Raw genomic sequence first — 23436 nt, forward strand, 5'->3', positions numbered from 1 at the left:
TGAATTTAGATTTAATTAAAAGGTTAGTTTCGTCCGCAGTATAAAATTGATCCCTAAGTCATCAGCATAATACCTGAACCTGTTCAGGTAATCCCGGTAGGCTACATTCGTCAGATTCTCAATCGAGAGACTGATGTTCAACGGATTGTTGTGAAGATGAAGATCCGTACCCATACTGTAATTTAACAGGCCATACCCCGGCGGCGGCGCCACATAATCACTGTTAGGTGGCACTCTTGTTTGTTTAGCCGTGTATACATATTGCAGGCTGACATAACTTTGTTTGAAATGCCCGTGATCGGGTAACCCGAATTTCACACTATTATCAAATTTGTCTGCCGGCATGAATACCAGGTAATCGTGAATGCTTTTATTGTATCCACGTACAATAGCAGCTTTTGAAATAATAGCCAAAGCAGGCAATACATGGTAGTTAACTTCAGCGTCTAATCCTCTCAGCCTTACGTTGGCCTGTGTGTACTGAAATACAGGATACGTACCACTTACCAGTGTGATACCCGTGAGGGAGGGTTTGGCATATATATAGTTATTGATTTCATTATCATAGAAGTTGAGTTGTACAAACAACTTCTGACCATTGTATTTAAAGCTGATACTATTATTAATAGAACGTTCTGCCTGCAGCGTTGAGTCACCTATTTCATAGGAGGCTGCACTTAGATGGATGCCCCTGATATATAACTCGCTTACACTGGGCGCTCTCCATGCAGTACCTGAATTACCACTGATGGATAGCTCCGGCGTGGCCTGCCAGGTAGCACCAACAGCCGCCGTCAGGTTATTGTAAGTGTGGGTTTGTGTATACACCGTCAATGAGTTGTCGTTCCGTCTATACACTTTTAGCCAGCGATAATCATATCGAAGCCCCCCTTCCAGCGTCCATTTGTTCCGGGTATATTTTTCAATTGCAAAAACACCACTACCATAGTTTCTGAAATTGGGAACCAGGTACCGGATGCCCCTGAACACATTACCCTGGGTAATACCACTTACACCATATGTACCTGAAAAATGATTTCTCTCCGGCGTATGATAAGTCAGGTCCAGGGTATGCGTCTTGATCTTAAAGCTCACTTGTGGTGCATTCAGTACAGCCGGATCACTGCTATAAGGAAGGTCTACATCATATTCATTTCGCAGGTCGGACTGACGTGCGAAAACTATTTCTGCACGACCGTTGTTATTAAAATTGTAATAGCTGTTTAATTTCAAAAGGTCATGGGTTACCTCCTGATAACTGCGATTTATTTTATATGAAAAATACGAGGGTGTAATGGGTTTTGTTCTTGCAAAAGCAGCGTATAAATCATTCAGGTTACCGACATGAGAGCCATCAAATATTCCCATTTTTGTATGGTAACTGCTATAGTAACCATACAAACCAAAATGCTCCCTGTGATAGCCCATTGTGCCTGAAAAGTCCCGTTCATCAATTCCTGAATTATTAAGATAGTAGTTGGCAGTTTTAAAATTCCCCGCCCTTTTCAGCGTTCCCTGCACACGCCATTGAAATCCTTCCCATTTCTTATCACCTGCGCCGTTTAATAATCCTGATACAGCGCCCATTCTACCGTTAGATGCGCCTACCAGGTTCACCTCACCTTTCAGTCTTTCATCAATCAGTGCCGGTGGATTGAGTAATATGACACCCGCAATCGCATCAGAGCCATAGCGCAGGCTTGCCGCACCTTCGATGATTGTCATACTACCCGCAATGAACGGGTCTATTTCAGGCGCATGCTCGCTTCCCCACTGCTGCCCTTCCTGACGGATACCATTATTGAGGATGAGTACCCTGTTACTATGCAAACCGTGAATCACAGGCTTTGAAATGCCGGGACCAGTTTGAATAGTGTTTATTCCAGGGATGTTCTTCAAACTTTCCCCAAGCGATCTGCCCGTGGTTTGAAAAAGCTGTTTATTGTCCAGCTCCACAGCATGTAAGGTAGATAGTTCATGTACCCTGGTACCACTGACAACCACTTCTTTAAGATCAGTAGAGGGCTCGAATGGCGTGAAGTTTAACGTGATATTGCTATTAAGTACAAATGTCTTTTGCGCAATCATGAAAGAGTCGACCGAACAATTGATCGTATAGTTCCCGGCACATAACCCACCCAGATGATAATACCCGGCAGTGTCCGTATAAGTGGCGGGGCCGTTACTAATCCTGACAGCTGCATGAATAACTGGTTTCTGCTGATGATCCTTTATATAACCGCTGATGTCATAGTTACATGCCTGCCCGGATGCCTGGCTGGCAACACACAACAACAGTATCACAGGTACCAGCCAATTCTTTTGTGTCATAAAAACGCTCTTAATTTAGCATTGTATTTTGCAATACCGTTGCAAATATAGAGCGATCACACATATGCAACACAGTTGCATTACAAGTGGTCATTTTTAGGGTTGATTGGTAAATTAGCGGAAATTGGCCGGGTCAGGGAAGATGGTTACAAGCGACAATGGATGACACAACAAATCGTTTACCCGGCTATTTTCTTTATCATTCCGTTGAAGATAAAATAATGAAAGGGTAAGACAGCATACCAATACAGCCTGCCTGCTAACCCGTGAGGGCGAAAAGTGGCCGTTTGCCGCACCATCCCATCTTGAATCCGGAATTCCAACCAGGCTTCCCCGGGTAGTTTCATTTCGGCGTACAACAATAAGCGCCGCTCCTTTCGACTGGAGTAAATCACTCGCCAGAAATCGACGGGATCCCCTACGTTTAATTGTACCTGGTTTTTGCGTCCCCTTTTTAATCCTACGCCTCCAAAAAGTTTATCCAACAGCCCACGGAATTCCCACAACCAGTTTGCATAGTACCATCCTGTAAAGCCCCCGATAGAGAAAATCCTTTCTAAAGCCTGTTCCTGGTTCGCCGTTTTACGACATTTCTTATCGTTGAACACACCATATTTGGGCACTTGTATGAGCTTTGCATTGCTCAACCTCTCCCTGGCAGGGCCCAGTGCATCCTTCCAGGTTGACAATACCAGATTTTGCTCTATCCTGTCAAATGCAATACTGATGGCCTCCTTGTAAGACAATAAATGAATATGATACCTTTGTGAGAGTGAATTCTCCCTGGCCACTACATCGACTTTCATACTATCAACCAGGTTCTGTGCCAACGTATAAGAAGTTGAAGTCACGAAATACAACCAGTAGGATGACAACCTCGGCGTCATGACCGGTAGTGTAATGATCGTTCTTTTCAGCTTTCTCACCTCGGCAAAGGAGAGCAACATCTGCTTATATGTTAATATATCGGGACCATATATATCAAAGCTTTTGCCATAGCAGTATTCGTCGGACATCACTGCTGTCAGAAATTCTATTACATTTTTAACAGCGATGGGTTGTGTCCTTGTTTTGAGCCATTTTGGTGTAATCATTACCGGGAGCTTTTCAACCAAATCCCGGATAATCTCAAAAGATGAACTTCCGGAACCAACAATGATACCGGCTCTTAAAGTCGTTAATGGCTTATTGGCGGTACTAAGTATCTTTTCAACGTTGTTCCTGGAATTAAGATGTCTTGATAGTATGTCTGCATTGGTAATCCCACCCAGGTAGATGACCTGTTTTATGGTACTTTTATTAACATACTTCACAAAGTTTTGTGCCACCTCTTCCTCCAGTGATTCAAACTTTCCCGATACGTTCATAGAATGTACCAGGTAAAATGCAATATCAATTTCTGCCGGCAGCTTCTGCCCGGCACCTTTGTCAAGCAGGTCTGCCTCAATGGCGGACAAACTATCTGTATGCTGGAACTTTCCCAGATCAAACCGGCTCAAATCTCTCACCACACACACTACCTGGTGCCCCTGTTCAAGTAAGACAGGAAGCAGGCGTTGTGCAATATACCCTGTGGCGCCAGTCAACAATATTCTCATTCCGTTTTATTTAACTCTACAACAAAATCATGCAATATGTTTACCCAACGCCAATTTTTATAGCCGTACTTATTCATACTGCAGGTGGATGTATCAACTGTATGTATACATTTTCCGGGCTATATGCACTGGCAGATTCCACGTACTTATCAACCGGTAAAACCGGGTAGAAAGCCGTTAAAATTTGTAATCAGGCAGCTGTATTTCTTCTTTGGGTTGTTTTTTACCGCTGCTGAAAAGTTTCACAACAGACCTGGCGAACTTACTACCTGCCAGCGAAAAAAATAAGTTGAGGATATTCAGTCCTAATTTTGAATCAGGATAAGCCAATCTTGGCACGCCTGGTGGTAATTTCTGTACCCTGGTAGCATAAGGACGCATCAGGCGTTCATAAGCGTTGAAAGCGTCCTTATATGCTTTATTGCGCGCCAGCTCTCCTGCCAATATGTAAGCCCCTGTAACCGCCAGATCCGTTCCCTTGCCGGCAATTGGTGTTGCACAATACGCCGCGTCACCAATCATGGCCACCCTTCCTTTATGCCAGTGCGGTGCCTTAATCTGGCTAACCCGTTCAAAATACAGATCATCCGTCTGCTGTATCGCCGCTGCAATACGCGGTGCCTCCCAGCCAACATGCTTTATCTTCTCCAGCAAAAGCGCTTTTTGCTCCGCCAGTGGCAGCTTTTCATATCCACGCTCCGGAGACCTGAAAAAGATGCAGGTACGCGTTGTACCGTGGTTGTCGGGGCGCAACAGAAAAACAATTGCACCGGGGGCATTGCACCATCTTGCCCAGCGGCTATCTGTGTGAGACTTTTCCATTGTTAAGTACGCACTATAAAGCCCCAGGTAGTGATACTTTATCTCATTGCCGAAAACAAGGTGCCTGGTACCTGAACCAATGCCTTCTGCGATGATAACTAACGCATACTTTTCGTCAGCCCCGCTATTGAATTTGACTTCAACTCCATCTTTCTGCTCAACGATACTTTTAATTTGCTCTCCAAATATAAAAGTTGCGCGATCCTTCACCTCTTCATACAGGATATTGACCATATCCCCACGCAGTATCTCTATTTCCTGCGTCATGCTGATAGCATTGTCTTTGGGAAATGCTGCCAGTATGTTGTCTTTCGTATCAACGAACCGAATGCCTACTTCTGTAGTATTTGCAGCCCTGATCTTCTCCGCAAGTCCCATCTTTTTAATAATTTCCCAGGCAGGTCCTTTGACATCAATGTTCTGCCCCCCTAACCGCAATTCAGGACTTCGTTCCATAACGGTCACCTCAAATCCATGACGGATCAGCCAGTACGCGAGTGTTAGCCCGGCAATACTTCCTCCGGATACCAGTATTTTCTTTGCGTTCATCAATTGCAGTTCATTAAGATGGTTTACAGACAGCATACACAATGTGGGGTTTACTGTGTATACTAACTAAAAAAATGCCATACTTTCCCTATCAACTATTTACGTAGCCTGCCGCTTAGCCAATTAATTTCTGCTGATCAGGATAATTCGGAATGAATGAAAGTAATTGTATATAATTTCCCACACGAATGACCTAAGTGGGGTATTTGCACAATCCACTGTATAGATGTTCAATCCTTGTAAGACTAATAAAAAGTAGCATTTGATGAACCAAACAAGGTGGTCTGTTTTATAAAAATATGGCTGGCTTTTAGCTTCGCCTCAATGATCATTCATCCACTTTAAAAAAGCAGTCGTATTATTCTTATTCAAAATGATCTGATCTGATGTGGGGACTTTTAAGTGTATCAGTAATTTCCTTCCATAATAATGTTCTACTTCTTTTACTGCATTAAAGTTGATCAGGTATTGCCGGTTTATACGATAAAACTGGCCTGGCGGTACCACAGTGCTTATATGATCCAGCGATTGCTGCACAAAGTACTCCTTACCATCAAAGGTGCAGATAGCGGGCATCTCCAGCCTGATATAAAAGTATGCAATGTTATCTATGGGAATAGCCGTATACCTGTTGTCAGTAAACACCAGAAAACTACTTTTGCCGGCGACCGGCGCACTGAAGAATTTTTTCAACTGCCTGACCTTGTGCAACGAAGCGGCCAGTGTATCCTGGGTAAATGGCTTTAATATATAATCTACTCCATTGGCCCGGAAGCTTTCCAATGCATATTCATCATAGGCAGTACAAAAAATTACCGGGGCACGAATTGCTGTTTCTTTAAAGATATCAAAGCAAATTCCATCTGCAAGTTGTATATCCATGAATATCAGTTCAGGTTGATCATGACTGGCGAACCATGCCACAGCGCTTTTTACACTCTGTAAGGTAGCCACAATATCAGCATCGGGTGATAAAATCCGGATCATTGCAGCCAGCGCTTTTGCTGTTTTCACTTCGTCTTCAACGATCACTATCTGCATATATCAATGGTAGTTTAACTGTAAAACGGCTAGCGGTACAAATGGTATCAATATTACCTTTGCCCAGGTGCTGATAACGCTTGTTGATATTATTCAAACCTGTATGGGTGGAAGTACCGGATGATCTTTTAAGCTGCAGGTTATTTTCCACAACAATATGTTGTGATGTGGTATAAATACGGATATGCAGCGGCTCTTCCAGAGATACAATGTTATGTTTAATACAATTCTCAACCAGCATTTGCAGGGTAAATGGCGGAATAAGCAGCTGTTCTCCGGGCAGGTCGATATCAAGTTGCAGGCCCTCCTCAAACCGGGCCTGCAGCAGGAACACATATGCATGCAAGGTATGCAGTTCTGTCGCCAGCGGAATGAGGGCTGCCTGTTTTTTGTCGAGGGATGCACGGTAAAATTCAGACAACATGACGATAAATTCCGAAGCATGCTTGTCCTGCAGGTCTACCATGGACTTGAGTGTATTGAGACTATTGAATATAAAATGAGGGTTCACCTGTTGTTTAAGCAGATCAAACTGCGCTTCCAGTAGCTCCATGTTGATCTGCCGGTTCTGATATTGCTGGTACAGCAGGAAAAGGAACAGGTAAATCGTAAAATTTATGATCAGGCCTCTGAACTGGAACATCAACATCATAGAAGGCATGTTGTAATGCGGAAATATGAGTTGATGAATCAGTACAAGCACCGTCATCACCCCTATGCCTAATACAAGGCTCCGGGCAAAGCGATACCGATGTTGGCGGGGTAAAAAGTATAAATTGTAATACCAGACGAATAAAGAGTAGGTACCGGCGACACTGACATCTATGAGCATTTCCCAGGTGGCTATATGCAGGCGCAGGAATTTGGGAATAGATGCCAGTATGCCGATGCAAAGCGCACTGAACCATATCAATGGGTGCGATATACCGAATATTTGCTTTATCTTCTGTTGCATGCGCTCACGGTACGGCAAGTGCCGGTTGTGCACTGGTAAATGTACTGAAATTGACAGATACTGCTGCACCGGGAATGTTGGCACCAAACCAGTTAGGGTCAGGGCGGATCTGCCGCAGGATATGCGCATAAGTGCTATCCGCACGCTTTACGATGGCAGTAGTCTGTTTTTTGTTCCTGTCAAAGCTGGTTGTAATCAGCTTGCCCGGAGGGAGGGTATCAGGAATGGTGAATACATAGTCTTTGTCCTTCATGGGCTGATGACAACTGATGCACTCTTTGGAAAAAGTGGCTGTTTTACCGTAAGGCTTCAGGTCATTGCCTCTCCACCGGGCCCATCCCCATCCTTTTGTATCGCGGTACTGTTGACTATTTTTCATCATAAACTCCACCTGGAAGAAAGCGCCGGGATTTGTAATACCGTTACTGTCAGTATCTTCTTTCCAGGCCACTTTGGCAAAGACGGTACCATCCGGCCATGGATTGGTATGATTTGCCTGAATAGCTTTGATGGCGATATCATTGCCATAAATGACACGGAGGGTCCCATTGTCAAAGCGGTCGGTGGTATTGACCACCTGCCAGTCCGTATAGCCGGGGATATATGCAATACCGTTCAGCGCAGGTTGTATATCGGACACCCTGGTTAAAACCGTAGCAGGTGCTTTGGAGGGTGGTGCCTGTTGTGTAAGCAGGTAGTCTTTCAGGACCTGTATATCCTTGTCATTCAGTTTTGCGGCAGCATGAACGGCAGTATAACTGGCCGGTGGCATTGCCCCAAGCAAGACCTGGTTAACGGCCAGCCATAAGTTATTCTTCTGGTCACCGGGAGTAAGGCTATCCCAGTTAGAAAAATTAAGGGCCGCCCGGCCATCCTTAATATGGTCCGCAACCAGCCACCAGGCAGGTACAACCTGGTCATACCAACGCAGGTTCGGTGTATTTGAATGACAGTCGTAACAGGCGCGTTCAATGATCTTTTTCACATCGGCTGGCGCCTGGAGGTCTCCTGTAACAGGAGGATGGGGAATGGTGGGACGGAAAAACTGCAAACCGGCAAAGCAGATAACAATTCCGTAGATAAGTTTCCTTTTCATGAGATCAAAGATAAGTATCAGGCGACAGCCACTCACCAACAAAATGCCTGAATGTGGCATTTCAGATGGTGAGTGTGGCAGGATAGGCTGGACTCATTTTAATTTATCCAATAACCCAATTTGTCCAAACAGAATAGTTGCTGCTGTATAGCAATGGAAAAACCTGATCTTGCCATTTTCCAGGTAAAAGAAGTCTGCACACGGTGTGTTGATCGTCTTTCCCGTAGGAGGTATTGTACCTATCGGTAGATCCAGGGGACCATTATGTGTACCATTTAAGGTCAGCTCAACCATTACCATATTCTCTTCGTCTTTTACATATACGCGAAGCAGCTCGCGGTGCATATCAGGAAATGCTTTTGCATAAATATCAACAGTCAGGCCGATGTCGTCACCGTAATATTTCTTTCCTGCAGAAACGTCCCAAAAATAACCGTCGGGAGTAAACATAGAAGCAAATAATTTTGAATCCTGCACTTCTGCGGCCTGGTAAAGGTTGCGTATAATTTGTTCGTTGCTCATTTGTGTAGCCATCGGTTGTAAAATTTATATTGATGAATGATTATTTGTGCTCAGTATTCAGGAAAGCATACAGGGATTTAATTTTACCCTGCTCAACGGTAATCATGTCCATCCCCGTTACAAGTGCTGGGTGGTTCTTGTCTCCGTAGTTCCAGAACAGGCGCACCAAATGGTGATTGGCATCTATCCGGTCAAGAGAAAACCGGAAGCCCGGGTGCTCCTGCTGCAGATGGCCAATAAATGTATTAAGACCATCCAGGCCGGTAGATACATAGGATGCATCTGCAAAAATTACGTTGGTAGTATAAAGGGCCGTCAATCCTTTAAGACGGGAAGCAGCATCAGTATTGTTCCAGTTTTCCAGGTGCCTGGTTGCAAGCTCCGCAAGTTGCTGCCCACTGAGCGTATCTGCTACAGAAGGAGCCACTGCCACTTCTTTGGGTGACCAGAGTTTAATACCAGGATTATTTTTCTCATAGCCTTTACCATCAGGATAAGTCACCAGCTCCATTTTGGCCCCCCATGGCGTAAGGAAGTATACCCAAGTCTCGCCTTCGGTATCGCCGGCCGGCATGGTGAACGGTTCGCCGAGGAATGTCACACCTTTTGATTTCAGGTAAGCGATACTCGCTTTTATATCTGATGTGTAAAAAGCAATGTGTGTAGCACCAATATCATCTCCGCCGGGCTGTATTGTACTTCCCTTTCCTTTATCGTAATAGAAAAGTTCGATGTTGGCACCATCACCTGCGCGGCTCATTTTTATCGTAACCGGACCGGTAGCCTGGTGCATATGATTTGCTTTCTTCCAATTGCTATCCAGCGGTACAGGGCCAATCTGTGTTATTACGTGAAAGTCCAGTACATCTGTAAAGAAGTGAACTGCCTGTTGCAGATCAGGCACATTGATACCGACATGGTCAACCCCCAATAAGCTGACTTTGTTTTGTGAACGGGTATTGCTGGTTAAGAGAATGGCTAACAGCACAAAGCTTACCGTCTTAAGAAATGTCTTTTGTTTCATCATTTTATCGTTTGTTGTTGTTTACAAATAAGTGATCAGGTCTTCTATCCGGCTCCTCACTTTCCTCAGTGACAACGTCCAGTCATCAGCGGCAAAGCGCTCTTAAGGTTTTTGCTATTGACTGAGCGGGATGGCGATGCGCAAGGTAGGCCTGAAGCCAGCAGGCCGGTTCTGCGCAGCTGTTTCCAGGAACCCTTTTACTTCAATCAATCCACCGCGTGGAAACATATAAGCCAGTCCGGGTCCGTAGCCCAGTACCCGTTCCTTTGTATTACTGATGCCATATTGCGTAGCATAGTAATCGCTATGCCCATCGAAACGGTCCTCATTGAACTGTGCCAGTAAATAAGTCGCTACTGCTATCCTGAGAGAAGGTAATACAGCAAAATCTATAGAAAAGTTGCCATTGTAGAAACCTCCGGGTTTTGCCTTCGTGTCAGGGACATGGGTGTTATAATTGACCTGGTTACGGGCGCTGATGCTGAATTGACGATTTAATATCAGTGTGAAGGCATGATAGAGACCAAAGGAAAAAAGATGTGCAGAAGGATTAATGGCATAAGCAGTATCGTAATTCCCCAGCGGCAAACTGACGTCCAATTCGGTACGATGAGAAAATGTCCGCCCCCAAAGCTTCCTGTCGGACCATTGTACTGCCATGCCCAGTATCGGATCGCCCCATGGCTTAGGATTAGCCGAAGGAGTTACAGCTACTGCATCAGACGCATTCACCTGCGCAATGGGAACAATGACGGTAAAGCCCAGGTTCCCCCCGAATGCCCTGACTTTGGAAAGATAAATCAGCTGTTGCAAGGTAACAACCGAATTTACTTTCAGCGAAGTAAACGCTTTATTGCCATGCTGGTCATAGATGCCCCTTGTCTGGAAGATCTGTACATAGCTTTGGTATAAAAAACCGGGTTTGCCGGCAACACCATCAAAGGTGTTGGAAAGCCCCAGATTAGTAGGCGGCAGCGTCGGATCTTGCGCCAAAGCATGAACAGGCGCCATTAACAGTAAAGAAAAGAGAAACCCAATGGAGATAAGAATTTTGAGTGCTTTCATGCCACAAAACTATCCCGCATGGGACGCTTCCCAAATGACAAAAGCCAAAAAAAACACTTGACATTTATCAATGAAATTTTCTGGCAATTGTCAATTGACATTTGTTATATAGTTGGAATCTTTGCATTGAAAAAAACTTACAACAATGGAATCACAGGATCAACGCCTTATTGAAAAGCACTTCTCTATCTGGAGTGAAAGAGATACTGCCAAAAGAGCGACCTTTATAGCGGAGGTATATGCAGAAGATGTAGAGATCATAGATCCACATTTCGTTGCAAAGGGCCATGGGGAATTGCAGGTGCTGATCACCAACCTGCAAGCCAAATTTCCCGAACGTACATTCAGGCTGCGTGCACCTATTGAAGGGCACCATAACGTGGCTCGCTTACACTGGCAGTTTGGCACCGCGGCTATACCGGACCAGGAAACCGGCGAGGACATCTTTGTGCTGGAAAATGGTAAAATTCAACGCCTGTTGATCTTTATAGATGCCAGGTAGATCTGAAAGGTGATCTCCCGGGATGGATGTAACTATTTCTCCTTCTCACCATCTCTCACCATATGGTAACCGGGAGACATCATCGCAATTCCATGCTGGTTAAATACATTCTGGAAATTACTGTAGATCATGGCCTGCTTATTCGGCTCTTTTCTAAGTCCTATACCTTCTCATACTTCAGCGCCACACATCCGCTACCAAACACCTTCGATTCCACCAGTTTTAACCCCAGATTCTCCGGCAAAGACATTTCAGTAAAAAGGCGACGCCCCTCCCCAACTATCACCGGATGCACGACCATATGAAATTCATCCACCAGTCCCCATTCTATTAACCGGGCAGGCAGCTCAACGCCACCCGTAGAAATGCCTTTTCCGGGTTGCTGTTTTAATCGCAGCACTTCGGCTTTCACATGATCCCGGATCACCTGGTCTGTACTTTCTATTGTTCTCGAAACTACCACCCGCTTTAATTCCGCAAATACCTTTGCAAAGGCATTTCCCGTTTCATCCAGGGACTGGGTGACAGCTACCTCCGGCCAGAAGGGCACCATCAGTTCATAGGTCTTCCTCCCATAAATAATGAGATCAACCTCTTCCAGTCGCTCTCTGAAATAGTCGTGCACATCCGCTCCGCCACCAAATTTTGTATGGTCACAACAACCATCCAGACTAATATTAATACCATAGATGAGCTTGCGCATAGCATAAAGTTTATGAAACTGAATATAAACAAAAACGGCAAGGCAGCGATGAAACTGCCTTGCCATCAGAATAAAGTAATTGTAGTGATCAGTCTAGCTGCAGCTCACTCACCTGTGTATTTTGCCTTAGATTCGCACCTGACGATACAATCAATTTGCCCAGCATGATCTCCGCTGTCTGCAAAGCACCTTCTACCCATCCCTGTGCATCAGAATATGCTTCTCCACAAATATACAGATGTGTACCAGCTATCGGGTTTGTAATCTGGTCTCTTACTTCCCAGCTTTTCACACCAATATTCCAGCTATTCCAGCCGCCACCATATGGATCTTCACCCCAATCGCGGAATGCAGCGCTCTTTACCAGTGGTGTATAATCCAGGCCATGCATCTGTTGCAATTGCCGGGCTACCTCATCCACCATGCGGCGGGGTGCCTGGTATTCATCCCAGGTCTGGTTCAGGTTACTTTGAATGACTTCTTCCTTTCCACTTACTATTTTATCATCATCTCCTACAAACGGATCTGCAATCTCTGCATGCGAGCGCCCGGTCTTCCAGGCTTTGGAACGCTGAGGTCTTAATCCATCCCAGAACCCGATGTTATTACCATCATCATAGCTGGCCAGCAACATCGCTCTGCCAGTTACTGCCGGTGTACCGTCACTGTTAGGCCAGTAATAGGTTTGCCGCACAGGCAGATCAGTGACAGAACGACCCGATTGTACCGGAACAAACTTTCCGTCTGCACCCGTAAAACCTGATATTCTCCACCATGGATTTGCATAGGTAGTAAAGAGTTTGAACAGGGGCCTTGGTGTAACACTACTGATCAACGGCTGTATCTGCTTTAATTGCGGACTATCAGGCGTAATCAGGTCAAGGGCACGGCGGGGCATAGCCAGGATCAGTTTTCCAGCGGTAATCGTCTCGCCATCCTTAAAGTGAAGCGTAAACTGATTATCGGTATAATCAAATCCCTGGAGTTGACGTTCGAGGCGAACTTCTCCCCCGGCCTTTTCAAACAGCTCTGCCAGCGCAATAGGCACCTGCTGAAAACCGTTGGTAAACCCTTTGTACTTGGGGGTCATTCCAAAGTCTGACAGGTACCATGGAATCGCATCGCTTGCATTCCAGTTCACCAGCGTGGAATCATATCCGCCGGCATCCATACTGAACTGGTAGCCTTCACTGCTGATTACCCTGTACAGTAGATTCCAGAAGCCCCATTTGTACAAAGGGATGCCGTCAAAAGAGGCTTCGCGGGTCATTTCACGCCGTTGATCTTCTGTCAGTTCCGGATTTGTAATACCGGGTACGATCTGTTCAATGGCATTTACGATAATTGTACCAGGTCCATTGCCTTTTTCCAGGAATGACATATTGTATGGTACTTTATTGGGGTTGGTTACAAAATCAACCAGCCGCAGGTATTCGCCCCGCAGATATGCCAGGTTCTGTGGCTCATCTACCGGGAAATCATACAATGTGATCTGTTCATCAGGCGGTAATTCATTATTGAGCGTCTTAATCAGATCTACAATTAGTTTCTGGGTATTTTCCAGTATGCGCATACCGCCCAGTTCAGCCGTCATGTTGGGAATTTCGGGTGGTTTCACGGAGAGTAAACGTCCGCCTATATGATCGCTGCCTTCAAATACAACGATGTGCTGATCAGGGAAACTCTGCTTTAATTTCCAGGCGCTATATACCCCGGAAACACCGCCACCAACGATGGCGATATCGATTTGTGTGTTTTTCATAATGACAATATTTTAGAATATGGAGGGGATATTGGAAGGTAAAAATCCATTGTCTGCAGCCAACAGGTTAGCCTTTACTGTCTCCTGGTGGAAGTAATCCAATACCGGTTGCTGGCTGTAGTGTGCAGTAATAGAATCTGATGTGGAGGGGGCTGTTGGGGTATTACCTGCGATTCTCATATCGAGTAAATAAGAGGTGGTCTGCGTCAATACGTGTTCAATCCCCCGTTTGATCGCATCTTTCACCGCTGCCGGTGATGTTACCACTTCTCCGTGCTCACCGCCAAAAGCTTTCGCCAGTGAAACAAAGTCGAGCTTGGGTCGTTCAAGACGCAGGTATGGGGGATCATCTGTTTTAGGCTTCCAGCCATAACCAGGTGCATTGCCATAAGCACCGATTACCTGCTGCAGCCCGAGTTGCAATGTATGATACTCCTGGTTGTTCGTAATGATATACAGGATAGGTAGTTGTTCATGTGCAGCTGTCCAGTAAGTCTGTGGATAGAATAGCGAAGAACCATCCCCGACAGCGTTGATCACCAATTTTGTACCGGTACCCTGTGTAGAGGCATTCTCCAGTTTAATGCCCAGCGAAGCAGGCATAGACCAGCCCAGCGAACCGCCGGCTACACAGTAGTAGCTCACAGGTTTAGCACCATCGGTACCGAATGGCAGGTAGTATTGAAAAGGAGCGCCATCGGATACAGCTTCATGTACATATACAAAGTTGTTGTTCAGTTTTCTTGATTCAATCTCTTCTTTCAATGCTTTCGCAATGACAACAGACCATATCTCTTCCTGCTGCATGGCCTCCAGGAGATAAGCATCCCAGTCAGCGGTTCTCTTTACGGACAACAACCGCATATGTTCATTTCTTTCGGCAGCGCCTGCAGGAGGATTAGGTTTAATATAACCGTTCAGGATAGGTAGTGTTGCTTTAATATCACCAAAGATGGCGGCTTCGCCATAATAATTCTTCGCAATATCCCAGGTATTATTAGTAAGATATATCTGTTTCAGTTCAGGAGGAAAGAGCGGACCATCCGCATATTTATAAACGGCCAGTTGTGCCTGTGCACCAAATCCAACCAGGAAAGCCACGTCATGATCTTTGAACACCCCCTGCACACCGGCCTGACTACCGGGTAATTCTCCCTGCCAGTGGTAGTCATTGTTAGGATAATTAGCGAGACTACTAAAGCATTGTAACACCACAGGTGCGCCGATCAGTTCAGCCAGTTCCTGTAATTCAGGCCAGGCATCTGCGTATCCAACAGCATCACCAGCTACGATCACAGGATTTTTAGCAGCCGCAAGCATATCAGCAGCTTGCCTGATAGACGCATCATCTCCTGTAAAATGTGGGGAGATCCTGGTCACGCCTTTAATTTTATCTTCATCTTCAATGGCGACCATCGTAAAATCCCACGGAATGGATACGAATACAGGGCCATTAGGTGGTGCCATTGCTTCTTTAAAAGCACGTTGTAAAACCATTGGAATTTCCTGAGGAGTACGTACTTCATGCGCCCACTTGGTATACTGTTTAGCAAGATCTACAAGGTTAGATGCCAGGAGTGGTTCCTGGGTCACCAATTCATTTTGTTGCTGGCAGCATAAGATCACCAGTGGCACCTGGGAACGGCAGGCATTGAACAGATTGCCGATACTGTGTGCAATACCGGGTGTAACATGCACGACGAGTACACCGGGTTTACCGGTCATCCGGGCAGATCCCATGGCGGCACCAATGGCAATGTTTTCATGAAGGCATTCAATGTAGCGGACTTCATTTTCGGGGTAGGAAGTACCATCGATGATAGGGATTTCGTTGGTACCAGGTACGCCGAAAATGTAATGGATACCCAGGTCTTTCAGGATATCGAAAACATAGTCGCGAGTCCATCGGGTAGTCTGACCGAACGCATGTTCGATCACGTCTTCACTGGTCTGGCGCTTAGCCTGCGCCATTTGTTGTGTTGTCATATCATGGTGTTTTGGAGTGTCTGGTTGTTCAAAGGATGTTTGTTGTGGAACCTATTTTCTGGTGTTTTATGTGGTGTTGGGATTTAAACGAGACGTTCATTCACTATTACCAGGATTTACAACAACGGGTTACCGGGGATTGTTTACGAAGGATCTGAAAATATTTAGAAGGGAGGCTTTGTAGAATTTTCACAAAACGATTGCATGCGTATCTATATAGATACGCAGATGCATATTCATGTAAGGTTGAAAAACTGTTGTCGATTCAGGGTTTAAACAGTTTTGATGATCGCGGGAGTTTGGCTGTATTGTTTATTCCAGTTTCACGACCTTCTCCGTTCCATTCCCGGGCAGATCCACTGCCAACACTATGATCTTTCCACCAGCAGGCAGACTGTTTACCTTATAATACCAATCCACGCCATTTCTTGCTAAAACGGCTGGTCCTCTTTCCTGCATTTTACCTGCTGCGTCAAGTACGCGTACTTCTACTTCTGCAACCCTGAATTCATTAGCTGCGGTAACTATTACCGATTCTTCTTCGAGCCTGATTTGCTGAATTTCGGGTGAGTGATAAGCATCTTTTACGGCCATGTTATAAGCGTTCTGCCCCGGTCCTGCTTTGGACTTGTAATAAGCTTTAAGCTCGGGGTCTTCTAAAAGAGCGACTGCCAGTGCGGATGCGATTTGCATTTTATACCTGGCTTCGAGCTGTTTCTTTGTTGGTTTCTTCTTTGATTTACCTCGTTTTTTGGCCATGATGATCTGTCCATTCCGTTCATAGATAGTGAACTGGCGACCCAGGGTGCCACGGACGAGTTGCAGGAGCATGTTGTCGTGTACAAGTGCCATAATAAACATTTTTGGGATACAATAACAATATACTGATGTTAGCGGTTTTTCGATACTATTATTACACTAAATGAGTACTAATACATCATTAAAAGGTCGCTTGTATATCAAATCGATATTCAAGTGACCTTTTGGTGACCTTTTGATGTACTATTGGATATATAGTCGCACCGGCAAAAAGAAGGAGTCGCCCCTCACGGGGTGACTCCTTCTTTTATTTAACACTAATTACTGTCGGTTACCACAAAGGCGGAAGGTACCCAGCCGAATGAAAGCCTGCATAATAGGTTGCCCCCATTACGAACAGTAACAGCACATAAAAAATGCCAGTTAAACCTGACGATATTAAAATACTGGTCAGAAGCGTGGATATAGCTGCGAATGGCGCATGCAGTCATCCGTTGTAGCTAACAAATAAGGCGGCTTTCTTTTTATACTTATGAGATAAGATAAATAATGGGATACCTGAAGTAGTCAAGACGGCTCCGGATCCTAACATCCATTGATAAATCGGAGGATTATTATTTCCATTGTAAGCACTCGCAATTGCACTCGCGAGTCCTACTAATGTCAGTGGCACTCCCACGCCCAGGGATGTCCAGCCTAATGCCCGGAAGGTCTTATGTTTTTTCCAGTTGTCGCCGGTTTTATCGTATGCCACACTTCGTACAATGCTATCGACCGGACCAAATGTATAAGCGAGCCGGACACCGAAATGAGCAGCCTTAAAACCTCCTTTATTCCATTTTTCATAGTTAGCAGACAATTGAATACGGTTGGTTAAGTAAGCGCCGACATTCAGGCCATAGGTGGTGGAACCATTTTGGTAATAGGTTGCGTTATCTGCAAAATAAGTAAGGCCGACCTGGGGTTCCACAAAGAGTAGATGAAACCGAAGGTTTGCGCCTACCTTGATTGGGACAGCCATAAAGCTCCACGCTTTATCGCCGATTGCATGGTACCGGGTTAATCCTCCCTGGGCTGTCAATCCAAATGTCCGGTTAATATTATACAGGTATTTGACCGCCCCCCCGATGCCATAGCGATACCTGACCAGTGAGTTACCATAAGGATTGCTGTTATTCCTGAAATTACCAACAGGAATAGCATATTCCATCCCAACGGATAATTGTGCATACAATACAGGATGATAGGTTACAAGCAACAGCAATAAGAAAAATGTACGTTTCATGCAGGATCATTGAAAATGTTTACCCATTGTGTCTTTCTGGTGTTTCCATAGTTCCTGGAAAACCGGACTGTGATGAAGCAGCTGTTCAAAACTACCTTCATCTACTATTCTTCCCTGATGAAGCACGTACACGTAATCGAATTGTGGCAGCAGGTGGAGGCGATGGATAGACGATATCACCGCCTTATCGGAAAATGTTTCAAACAATTTGTGATAGATCATTGCCTCCGTTTTCGGATCTACGCTGCTGGTCGGTTCATCGAGTAGTACCACTTCACTTTCTCTTGCGGCCAGGATACCTCTTGCCAGTGCGAGGCGTTGCTTTTGCCCACCGGAAAGGTTTACGCCTTTTTCACGAATGTCTGATTCCAGGCCTAACGGCAGTTGCCGGATCACGTCTGTAAAATGCGCACTTTCGCATACCGCGATGATATCGGCTTCGCTGAAAGGTAATCCGAGGGTGACGTTGTAAGCGATGGTATTCTCGAAAATTTCGGGCTCCTGCGGAAAGAGGGTCACAGTTTCATTGAGCGTATCCAGGTCATACGTCTCTCCATCTACGGTGAGTTCCATACCGGGGTGAGGATCATACAGTCCTCTCAATAGTGACAAAAGTGTACTCTTGCCACTACCACTTTCTCCAATCAATGCAATGCGCTTACCACGGGGAATGGTGATATTTAACTGATGTAAACTTTGCGGTCCGTGTTCGGCATCATATTGCTCTCTGTGGGAAAAGTTCAGGTTCTTTAATGAGATTGACTGCCAGGTAGCCGGCAGATCTGTAGGAGCGTCCGGACGATGGTGTTGTTTAAATGCCTCGTCGATATTGGCAGCAGTTTGTACAGAAGTGTTGTATTGCGTGATATCAGTATACTGCCAGGCAAAATCATAGAATACGCTGGTGAACTGGTTCACATATCCCAGTAAGGTGACGAGTCCTGCTACATAAAATATTTTGCCGGGTTCCCAGTACTGTATTACATAGCCCACGGCTACTACACAATAAATAACGGTGATCAGGATATCTGCGACGAACCACTTCCATTCGTTGATGCGGATATTCTTCTTAAAAGGAGGTAGTATGTGGTGGACTTTACCTAATAAGCCGGTTTCCATGCTCTTTTCAAGCCGTAAGGTAATTACTGTCATAATGTTGGAGAGACTGTCGAAAAGCGTGGACGAGACCACGTGTTCCTTTTCATTAACTTCGTCCAGGGTGCGGATAAAAGGCTTATCGAATTTAAAGATGACCCATATGGTAATGATACCGAGCGCGACGCCGATGGAACCGAACAGCGGAGAGAAATAGACAATGGCGATGACAGAAAAAATGAGTTTACCGACTGCCCGCAGGTACATAAAGCCATGGTCAAAAAAGGTTTTTAATGCTTCATACGCTTTACGGATGCGGTTGATGGTGGCGCCGCTGTGATGGTCCTGGTGCCATTTTACCGGGAGGTGGAGGACCTGGTGGTAGCGTTCATGCAGGAAGTTGCGACTGAGGTTAAAAGCAAGTTCACGTTCCAGTATACGCGCGGGACCGTGAAAGCACCATTCCAATACTTTGAGCCCGAAATAGCAGGCAGCGTATAGGAAAGCGTAATGCAGGACCTGCCGGGTATCCTGCTGGATTTTATTTATAAACCAGCCGAGGAGCATGGGGTATAAGGCGTAGATAATAGCGGAGATGGTGAACATGGCATAAACCAGTACATATTTTTTCTTTTCCTTTCGCGCGTAGTGCCAGGCGGTTTGTAACAGGGAGACATATGGGTTTGCCATAGCAGTAGAATCTTAGGTAAGACGCAAAGATATAAAAATTTAAGAGCTGTATATTTGCCGGATAAACAACAAACCATGCAATCAAAAGATCCGCTTCACGGCATCACACTCGAAAAAATCCTCACTCATCTTGTCGACTCCTTCGGCTGGGACGAACTCGGCTACCAGATCCGCATCAACTGCTTCATCAGCAACCCTTCCATCCAATCCAGCCTCAAATTCCTCCGCAAAACACCCTGGGCCCGTACCAAAGTAGAAGACTTCTATAAAGACGCCCTCCAAAAAGGCAAACTGAAATAGCCTCACTGTACCTACCACTGCAGTAACTTGATCTACATTCATAGGAGAGCATTTATTGACCTAAAAACCCTACGCATGAGACAAGTTTTACTCTTTGTCACTGCATTGCTATGCAGCACCCTATCATTTGCCCAAAATTACTGGCGCCCTCACGCCACCAGCGCCAGAATTATTACAGACAAATCTGTGTCCCGCCTCGCATTTCCGACAGACTACAAACTGTTCGACCTGGACATCACCCCATTTCAAACAGAGGCATTCCGTACCGTCGCTAACACAGGTAAACATTCAACTATTATCAGCCTGCCCAATGCCGACGGGCAAATGGAACAATTTGAAATCACCGAAGCATCCAACTTCGAACCCGCCTTACAGGCAAAATTCCCGGAGATCAGGGCATTCTCAGGAAAGGGCATCACCGATAAATATGCCACCCTTAAATTGAGTATCTCTCCCCAGGGAATTCAAACCGTTGTATTCCGTACTGAAAAAGAAACAGAATTTATCGAGCCTTATTCTGCCGACCACACCGTCTACACTGTTTTCAGGAAACAAGCCAAAGCCGCTTTGCCCTGGAAATGCTCTACCCCGGAGGAAAAGCTGGCCACCGCCATTGGTAATCAGTTGCCCAATGCCCGCTCTACCGGTGACCTGAAAACTTTACGGTTAGCACAATCTGTCACCGCTGAATACTCCAATTACTTTGGCGCCACCAGTTCTTCACAGGTAGCCCTGGTGCTGGCAGCTATTAATGCAACACTGACACGTTGTAACGGCGTGTATGAAAAGGATCTCGCTCTCCACCTGAATCTAATCGCTGCCAGCACGAATGTAATTTATTACAACCCCTCCACCGATCCTTATTCCAATGCCAGCACAGGCGCTTCCGGCTCCTGGAACGGTGAGTTACAAAGTACCCTGAATTCCGTGATCGGGGCCGCCAACTACGATATTGGTCACCTGTTTGGCGCCTCCGGTGGTGGTGGCAATGCAGGTTGTATTGGTTGTATCTGTACCGATGCCTCAAAAGGAAGTGGTTTCACCTCCCCTGCTGACGGTATCCCACAGGGAGATAACTTCGATATCGATTATGTTGTGCATGAGGTAGGCCACCAGCTGGGCGCCAACCATACCTTCTCCTATGGCAATGAAGGTACAGGCGTGAATGTGGAACCTGGTTCGGGTATCACGATCATGGGGTATGCAGGTATCACCAGCTATGACCTTGCCCCGCATTCTATCGACATCTACCACGCTGCCTCTATTGCACAGATTCAAACGAATCTCGCCAGTAAAACATGCCCGGTCACTACCAGTATCGCTGCTAACAACGCCACTCCTTCCGTAAGTGCCGGCAGTAATTATACGATTCCTATCAGTACACCGTTCGCACTTACCGGTACTGCAACCGATGCCAACGCCGGCGATGTACTTACTTATTGCTGGGAACAGAATGACAATGCATCCACCTCCCAGACGGGCAGCAGCAGCGTGGCCAGTGCAAACAAAGCTTCCGGTCCAAACTGGATTTCGTTTGCTCCCAGCTCCTCCCCGACTAGGTACTTTCCCAAACTGGCCACTATTCTTTCGGGTGCTTTGATCTCCGGTCCATTGACCGGTGGCGATGCCGGTGCCAATACAGAAGCACTGAGTGCTGTAGCAAGGACGCTGCATTTCCGTCTTACCGTGAGAGATAATGCGCCTTATAGCTCTACCTCGCCGGTAAGTGTCGGGCAGACAAACTTTGCTGACATGACGGTAACTGTCAGCAATACATCTGGCCCTTTTACAGTCACGGCACCCAATACCGCTGTATCATGGGCAGGCAATTCAGCGCAGACGATCACCTGGAATGTAGCCGGTACAACGGCATCGCCTGTGAGTTGCGCCAATGTAAAAATCTCCCTCTCTACCGACGGAGGTAATACCTTCAGTACACTGGTAGCCAGTACTCCGAATGATGGTAGTGAAATAGTGACTATTCCCAACACCCCTACTACTACTGCCCGAATAAAAGTGGAAGCAGCAGGCAATATCTTCTTTGATATTTCCAATACCAACTTCACAATCACTGCAGGCTCCGGATGCGCTGCACCAGGGGGTTTAACTGCCTCATCTGTAACGACGACCACAGCTACTATTGGCTGGACAGCGGTGAGTGGCGCCGCCTCTTACAGCGTAGCGTATAAAGCTGCCTCCTCCGGTACCTGGATCAGTGCAGCCACTGCTACAACAGCTACTTCTCTGAACCTGACAGGTCTTACACAGGGTACGACTTATGACTACCGGGTAAGAACAACCTGTACCAGCGATACCAGTTTGTATACTACAGCACAGTTTACCACTATCTCTACAGATAGCTGTAATGTGCCTACTGCGCTGACCAGTGCTGCTGTCACATCCACCGGTGCTACCGTAAGCTGGACAGCGGCAAGTGGTGCACTGAGTTACGATGTGGCTTACAAACTGAATACATCATCTACCTGGACGACAGCTGCTACTGCCACTACCGCCACTTCTGTCACTTTAAGCGGCTTAACTGCTGCATCCCTGTATGACTGGAGAGTAAGAACGAATTGTGCAAGTGGCAGCGGTTCGTATGTTGCAGCACAATTTACTACGCTCACGGCATCAGGCTGTGCGAATACACTGGACAATTCCAGCAACGGAACACTTGCAGGTGCAGCCACTATTCCGTTTAATACAGATGTGACAGGGTTAATCAGCCCAAGTGGAGATGTGGATTATTATAAGTTCGTCATCACCACCAGTGGTACTATCACTATTACGCTGGGCACCTTGCCGGGTGACTATGATCTGAAACTGCTGAACAGTGCAGGTACACAACTCGCCATCTCCCAGGCGGCCGGTACCACCAGTGAAAGCATTAGCGGCACGATCAGTCCGGGTACTTATTACGCACAGGTATATGGATATAATGGCGCTAACAGTGCTACCTCCTGTTACACGTTACGTGTACAATTAGGTACTGCCACACGTTCTACCGAGCCATTTACTGAAGGCCAGAAAAATGTACTGGTATATCCAAACCCTGCATCTGATCTGTTAAATGTAAACCTCTCCGGTATCAAAGGGAAATCAGAAGTGAGCCTGTTCGACATAAACGGACGACAGGTGTTACGTCGTGAAGTAAATGCCGCAAATACACAACTCGACATTTCTTCATTACCAACAGGTGTTTACATTATCAAAATTAAGAACGGAACGAAGGAAGTGAATACAACGAAGATCATCAAACGATAAACTAACCAGCCTATCAGACAAAAAAAGGGCTGTCCCGAAGTTTTCGGGACAGCCCTTTTTATTTCGGGCAACTGCCGGCAACAAGCC

18 protein-coding genes are annotated in these 23436 nt (G+C 46.0%); 3 read left to right on the forward strand and 15 right to left on the reverse strand.

Annotated elements, in window-relative coordinates:
• Positions 1–15 precede the first annotated feature (15 nt).
• The 9 genes from ABDW33_RS06545 to ABDW33_RS06585 all read right to left on the reverse strand — a co-directional run bounded on the left by ABDW33_RS06545 (position 16) and on the right by ABDW33_RS06585 (position 11003).
• A complete protein-coding gene (locus tag ABDW33_RS06545) occupies positions 16–2331 on the reverse strand; it encodes a TonB-dependent receptor (RefSeq protein WP_343689262.1) in 2316 nt (771 codons plus the stop codon).
• A gap of 179 nt (positions 2332–2510) precedes the next feature.
• Complete coding sequence (locus ABDW33_RS06550) at positions 2511–3929, reverse strand: SDR family oxidoreductase (RefSeq protein WP_343689263.1); 1419 nt, start codon at positions 3927–3929, stop codon at positions 2511–2513.
• A 177-nt stretch (positions 3930–4106) separates the two neighbouring features.
• Entirely contained in the window at positions 4107–5336 is a 1230-nt protein-coding gene (locus tag ABDW33_RS06555; RefSeq protein WP_343689264.1) for an FAD-dependent monooxygenase, read from the reverse strand.
• 285 nt (positions 5337–5621) lie between these two features.
• The gene (locus tag ABDW33_RS06560; RefSeq protein WP_343689265.1) at positions 5622–6341 is read right to left on the reverse strand and encodes a LytTR family DNA-binding domain-containing protein; all 720 of its coding nucleotides are present in this window, start codon (positions 6339–6341) and stop codon (positions 5622–5624) included.
• Positions 6322–7296 (reverse strand): histidine kinase, encoded by a 975-nt coding sequence (locus ABDW33_RS06565; RefSeq protein WP_343689266.1) that lies wholly within the window; start codon positions 7294–7296, stop codon positions 6322–6324. Before ABDW33_RS06565 ends, ABDW33_RS06560 begins: the two co-directional genes overlap by 20 nt.
• A gap of 4 nt (positions 7297–7300) precedes the next feature.
• Positions 7301–8392, reverse strand: coding sequence for a cytochrome P460 family protein (locus ABDW33_RS06570; protein WP_343689267.1), 1092 nt, complete (start codon positions 8390–8392; stop codon positions 7301–7303).
• Positions 8393–8485: 93 nt separating this feature from the next.
• Positions 8486–8926 carry a nuclear transport factor 2 family protein gene (locus ABDW33_RS06575; RefSeq protein ID WP_343689268.1) on the reverse strand — a complete coding sequence of 147 codons (441 nt, stop codon included), beginning with the start codon at positions 8924–8926 and terminating at the stop codon, positions 8486–8488.
• Between the two features lie 28 nt (positions 8927–8954).
• The gene (locus ABDW33_RS06580) at positions 8955–9941 is read right to left on the reverse strand and encodes a VOC family protein (RefSeq protein WP_343689269.1); all 987 of its coding nucleotides are present in this window, start codon (positions 9939–9941) and stop codon (positions 8955–8957) included.
• Between the two features lie 111 nt (positions 9942–10052).
• The gene (locus ABDW33_RS06585; RefSeq protein WP_343689270.1) at positions 10053–11003 is read right to left on the reverse strand and encodes a transporter; all 951 of its coding nucleotides are present in this window, start codon (positions 11001–11003) and stop codon (positions 10053–10055) included.
• 145 nt (positions 11004–11148) lie between these two features.
• On the opposite strand from ABDW33_RS06585, the gene ABDW33_RS06590 reads away from it, so the two are divergent.
• Complete coding sequence (locus ABDW33_RS06590; protein WP_343689271.1) at positions 11149–11505, forward strand: nuclear transport factor 2 family protein; 357 nt, start codon at positions 11149–11151, stop codon at positions 11503–11505.
• A 160-nt stretch (positions 11506–11665) separates the two neighbouring features.
• Here the strand turns inward: ABDW33_RS06590 and ABDW33_RS06595 are convergent, their stop codons facing one another.
• From ABDW33_RS06595 to ABDW33_RS06620, 6 genes are all read right to left on the reverse strand, one after another.
• Entirely contained in the window at positions 11666–12208 is a 543-nt protein-coding gene (locus ABDW33_RS06595) for a dihydrofolate reductase family protein (protein WP_343689272.1), read from the reverse strand.
• Positions 12209–12296: 88 nt separating this feature from the next.
• Complete coding sequence (locus tag ABDW33_RS06600) at positions 12297–13970, reverse strand: FAD-dependent oxidoreductase (RefSeq protein ID WP_343689273.1); 1674 nt, start codon at positions 13968–13970, stop codon at positions 12297–12299.
• Between the two features lie 12 nt (positions 13971–13982).
• Positions 13983–15956, reverse strand: coding sequence for a thiamine pyrophosphate-binding protein (locus ABDW33_RS06605; RefSeq protein ID WP_343689274.1), 1974 nt, complete (start codon positions 15954–15956; stop codon positions 13983–13985).
• Positions 15957–16268: 312 nt separating this feature from the next.
• Complete coding sequence (locus ABDW33_RS06610) at positions 16269–16808, reverse strand: hypothetical protein (protein ID WP_343689275.1); 540 nt, start codon at positions 16806–16808, stop codon at positions 16269–16271.
• A gap of 394 nt (positions 16809–17202) precedes the next feature.
• A complete protein-coding gene (locus ABDW33_RS06615) occupies positions 17203–18000 on the reverse strand; it encodes a hypothetical protein (RefSeq protein WP_343689276.1) in 798 nt (265 codons plus the stop codon).
• Between the two features lie 6 nt (positions 18001–18006).
• Complete coding sequence (locus tag ABDW33_RS06620) at positions 18007–19785, reverse strand: ABC transporter ATP-binding protein (RefSeq protein WP_343689277.1); 1779 nt, start codon at positions 19783–19785, stop codon at positions 18007–18009.
• A 75-nt stretch (positions 19786–19860) separates the two neighbouring features.
• On the opposite strand from ABDW33_RS06620, the gene ABDW33_RS06625 reads away from it, so the two are divergent.
• Positions 19861–20085, forward strand: coding sequence for a VF530 family protein (locus tag ABDW33_RS06625; RefSeq protein ID WP_343689278.1), 225 nt, complete (start codon positions 19861–19863; stop codon positions 20083–20085).
• A gap of 75 nt (positions 20086–20160) precedes the next feature.
• Positions 20161–23349, forward strand: a complete 3189-nt coding sequence (locus tag ABDW33_RS06630) for a reprolysin-like metallopeptidase (RefSeq protein WP_343689279.1) — start codon at positions 20161–20163, stop codon at positions 23347–23349.
• Positions 23350–23436 lie beyond the last annotated feature (87 nt).

Source organism: Chitinophaga sp. (genome assembly GCF_039596155.1).
In the GTDB taxonomy this organism is placed as follows: domain Bacteria; phylum Bacteroidota; class Bacteroidia; order Chitinophagales; family Chitinophagaceae; genus Chitinophaga.

Excerpts from the sequence above, each read along its gene's own strand:
- ABDW33_RS06605 (WP_343689274.1), bottom strand. The coding sequence starts at position 15,956 with ATGACAACACAACAAATGGCGCAGGCTAAGCGCCAGACCAGTGAAGAC.
- ABDW33_RS06560 (WP_343689265.1), bottom strand. The coding sequence starts at position 6,341 with ATGCAGATAGTGATCGTTGAAGACGAAGTGAAAACAGCAAAAGCGCTG.
- ABDW33_RS06555 (WP_343689264.1), bottom strand. The coding sequence starts at position 5,336 with ATGCTGTCTGTAAACCATCTTAATGAACTGCAATTGATGAACGCAAAG.
- ABDW33_RS06600 (WP_343689273.1), bottom strand. The coding sequence starts at position 13,970 with ATGAAAAACACACAAATCGATATCGCCATCGTTGGTGGCGGTGTTTCC.
- ABDW33_RS06585 (WP_343689270.1), bottom strand. The coding sequence starts at position 11,003 with ATGAAAGCACTCAAAATTCTTATCTCCATTGGGTTTCTCTTTTCTTTA.
- ABDW33_RS06595 (WP_343689272.1), bottom strand. The coding sequence starts at position 12,208 with ATGCGCAAGCTCATCTATGGTATTAATATTAGTCTGGATGGTTGTTGT.
- ABDW33_RS06590 (WP_343689271.1), top strand. The coding sequence starts at position 11,149 with ATGGAATCACAGGATCAACGCCTTATTGAAAAGCACTTCTCTATCTGG.
- ABDW33_RS06545 (WP_343689262.1), bottom strand. The coding sequence starts at position 2,331 with ATGACACAAAAGAATTGGCTGGTACCTGTGATACTGTTGTTGTGTGTT.
- ABDW33_RS06565 (WP_343689266.1), bottom strand. The coding sequence starts at position 7,296 with ATGCAACAGAAGATAAAGCAAATATTCGGTATATCGCACCCATTGATA.
- ABDW33_RS06615 (WP_343689276.1), bottom strand. The coding sequence starts at position 18,000 with ATGAAACGTACATTTTTCTTATTGCTGTTGCTTGTAACCTATCATCCT.
- ABDW33_RS06625 (WP_343689278.1), top strand. The coding sequence starts at position 19,861 with ATGCAATCAAAAGATCCGCTTCACGGCATCACACTCGAAAAAATCCTC.
- ABDW33_RS06575 (WP_343689268.1), bottom strand. The coding sequence starts at position 8,926 with ATGGCTACACAAATGAGCAACGAACAAATTATACGCAACCTTTACCAG.
- ABDW33_RS06580 (WP_343689269.1), bottom strand. The coding sequence starts at position 9,941 with ATGATGAAACAAAAGACATTTCTTAAGACGGTAAGCTTTGTGCTGTTA.
- ABDW33_RS06620 (WP_343689277.1), bottom strand. The coding sequence starts at position 19,785 with ATGGCAAACCCATATGTCTCCCTGTTACAAACCGCCTGGCACTACGCG.
- ABDW33_RS06630 (WP_343689279.1), top strand. The coding sequence starts at position 20,161 with ATGAGACAAGTTTTACTCTTTGTCACTGCATTGCTATGCAGCACCCTA.
- ABDW33_RS06570 (WP_343689267.1), bottom strand. The coding sequence starts at position 8,392 with ATGAAAAGGAAACTTATCTACGGAATTGTTATCTGCTTTGCCGGTTTG.
- ABDW33_RS06550 (WP_343689263.1), bottom strand. The coding sequence starts at position 3,929 with ATGAGAATATTGTTGACTGGCGCCACAGGGTATATTGCACAACGCCTG.
- ABDW33_RS06610 (WP_343689275.1), bottom strand. The coding sequence starts at position 16,808 with ATGGCACTTGTACACGACAACATGCTCCTGCAACTCGTCCGTGGCACC.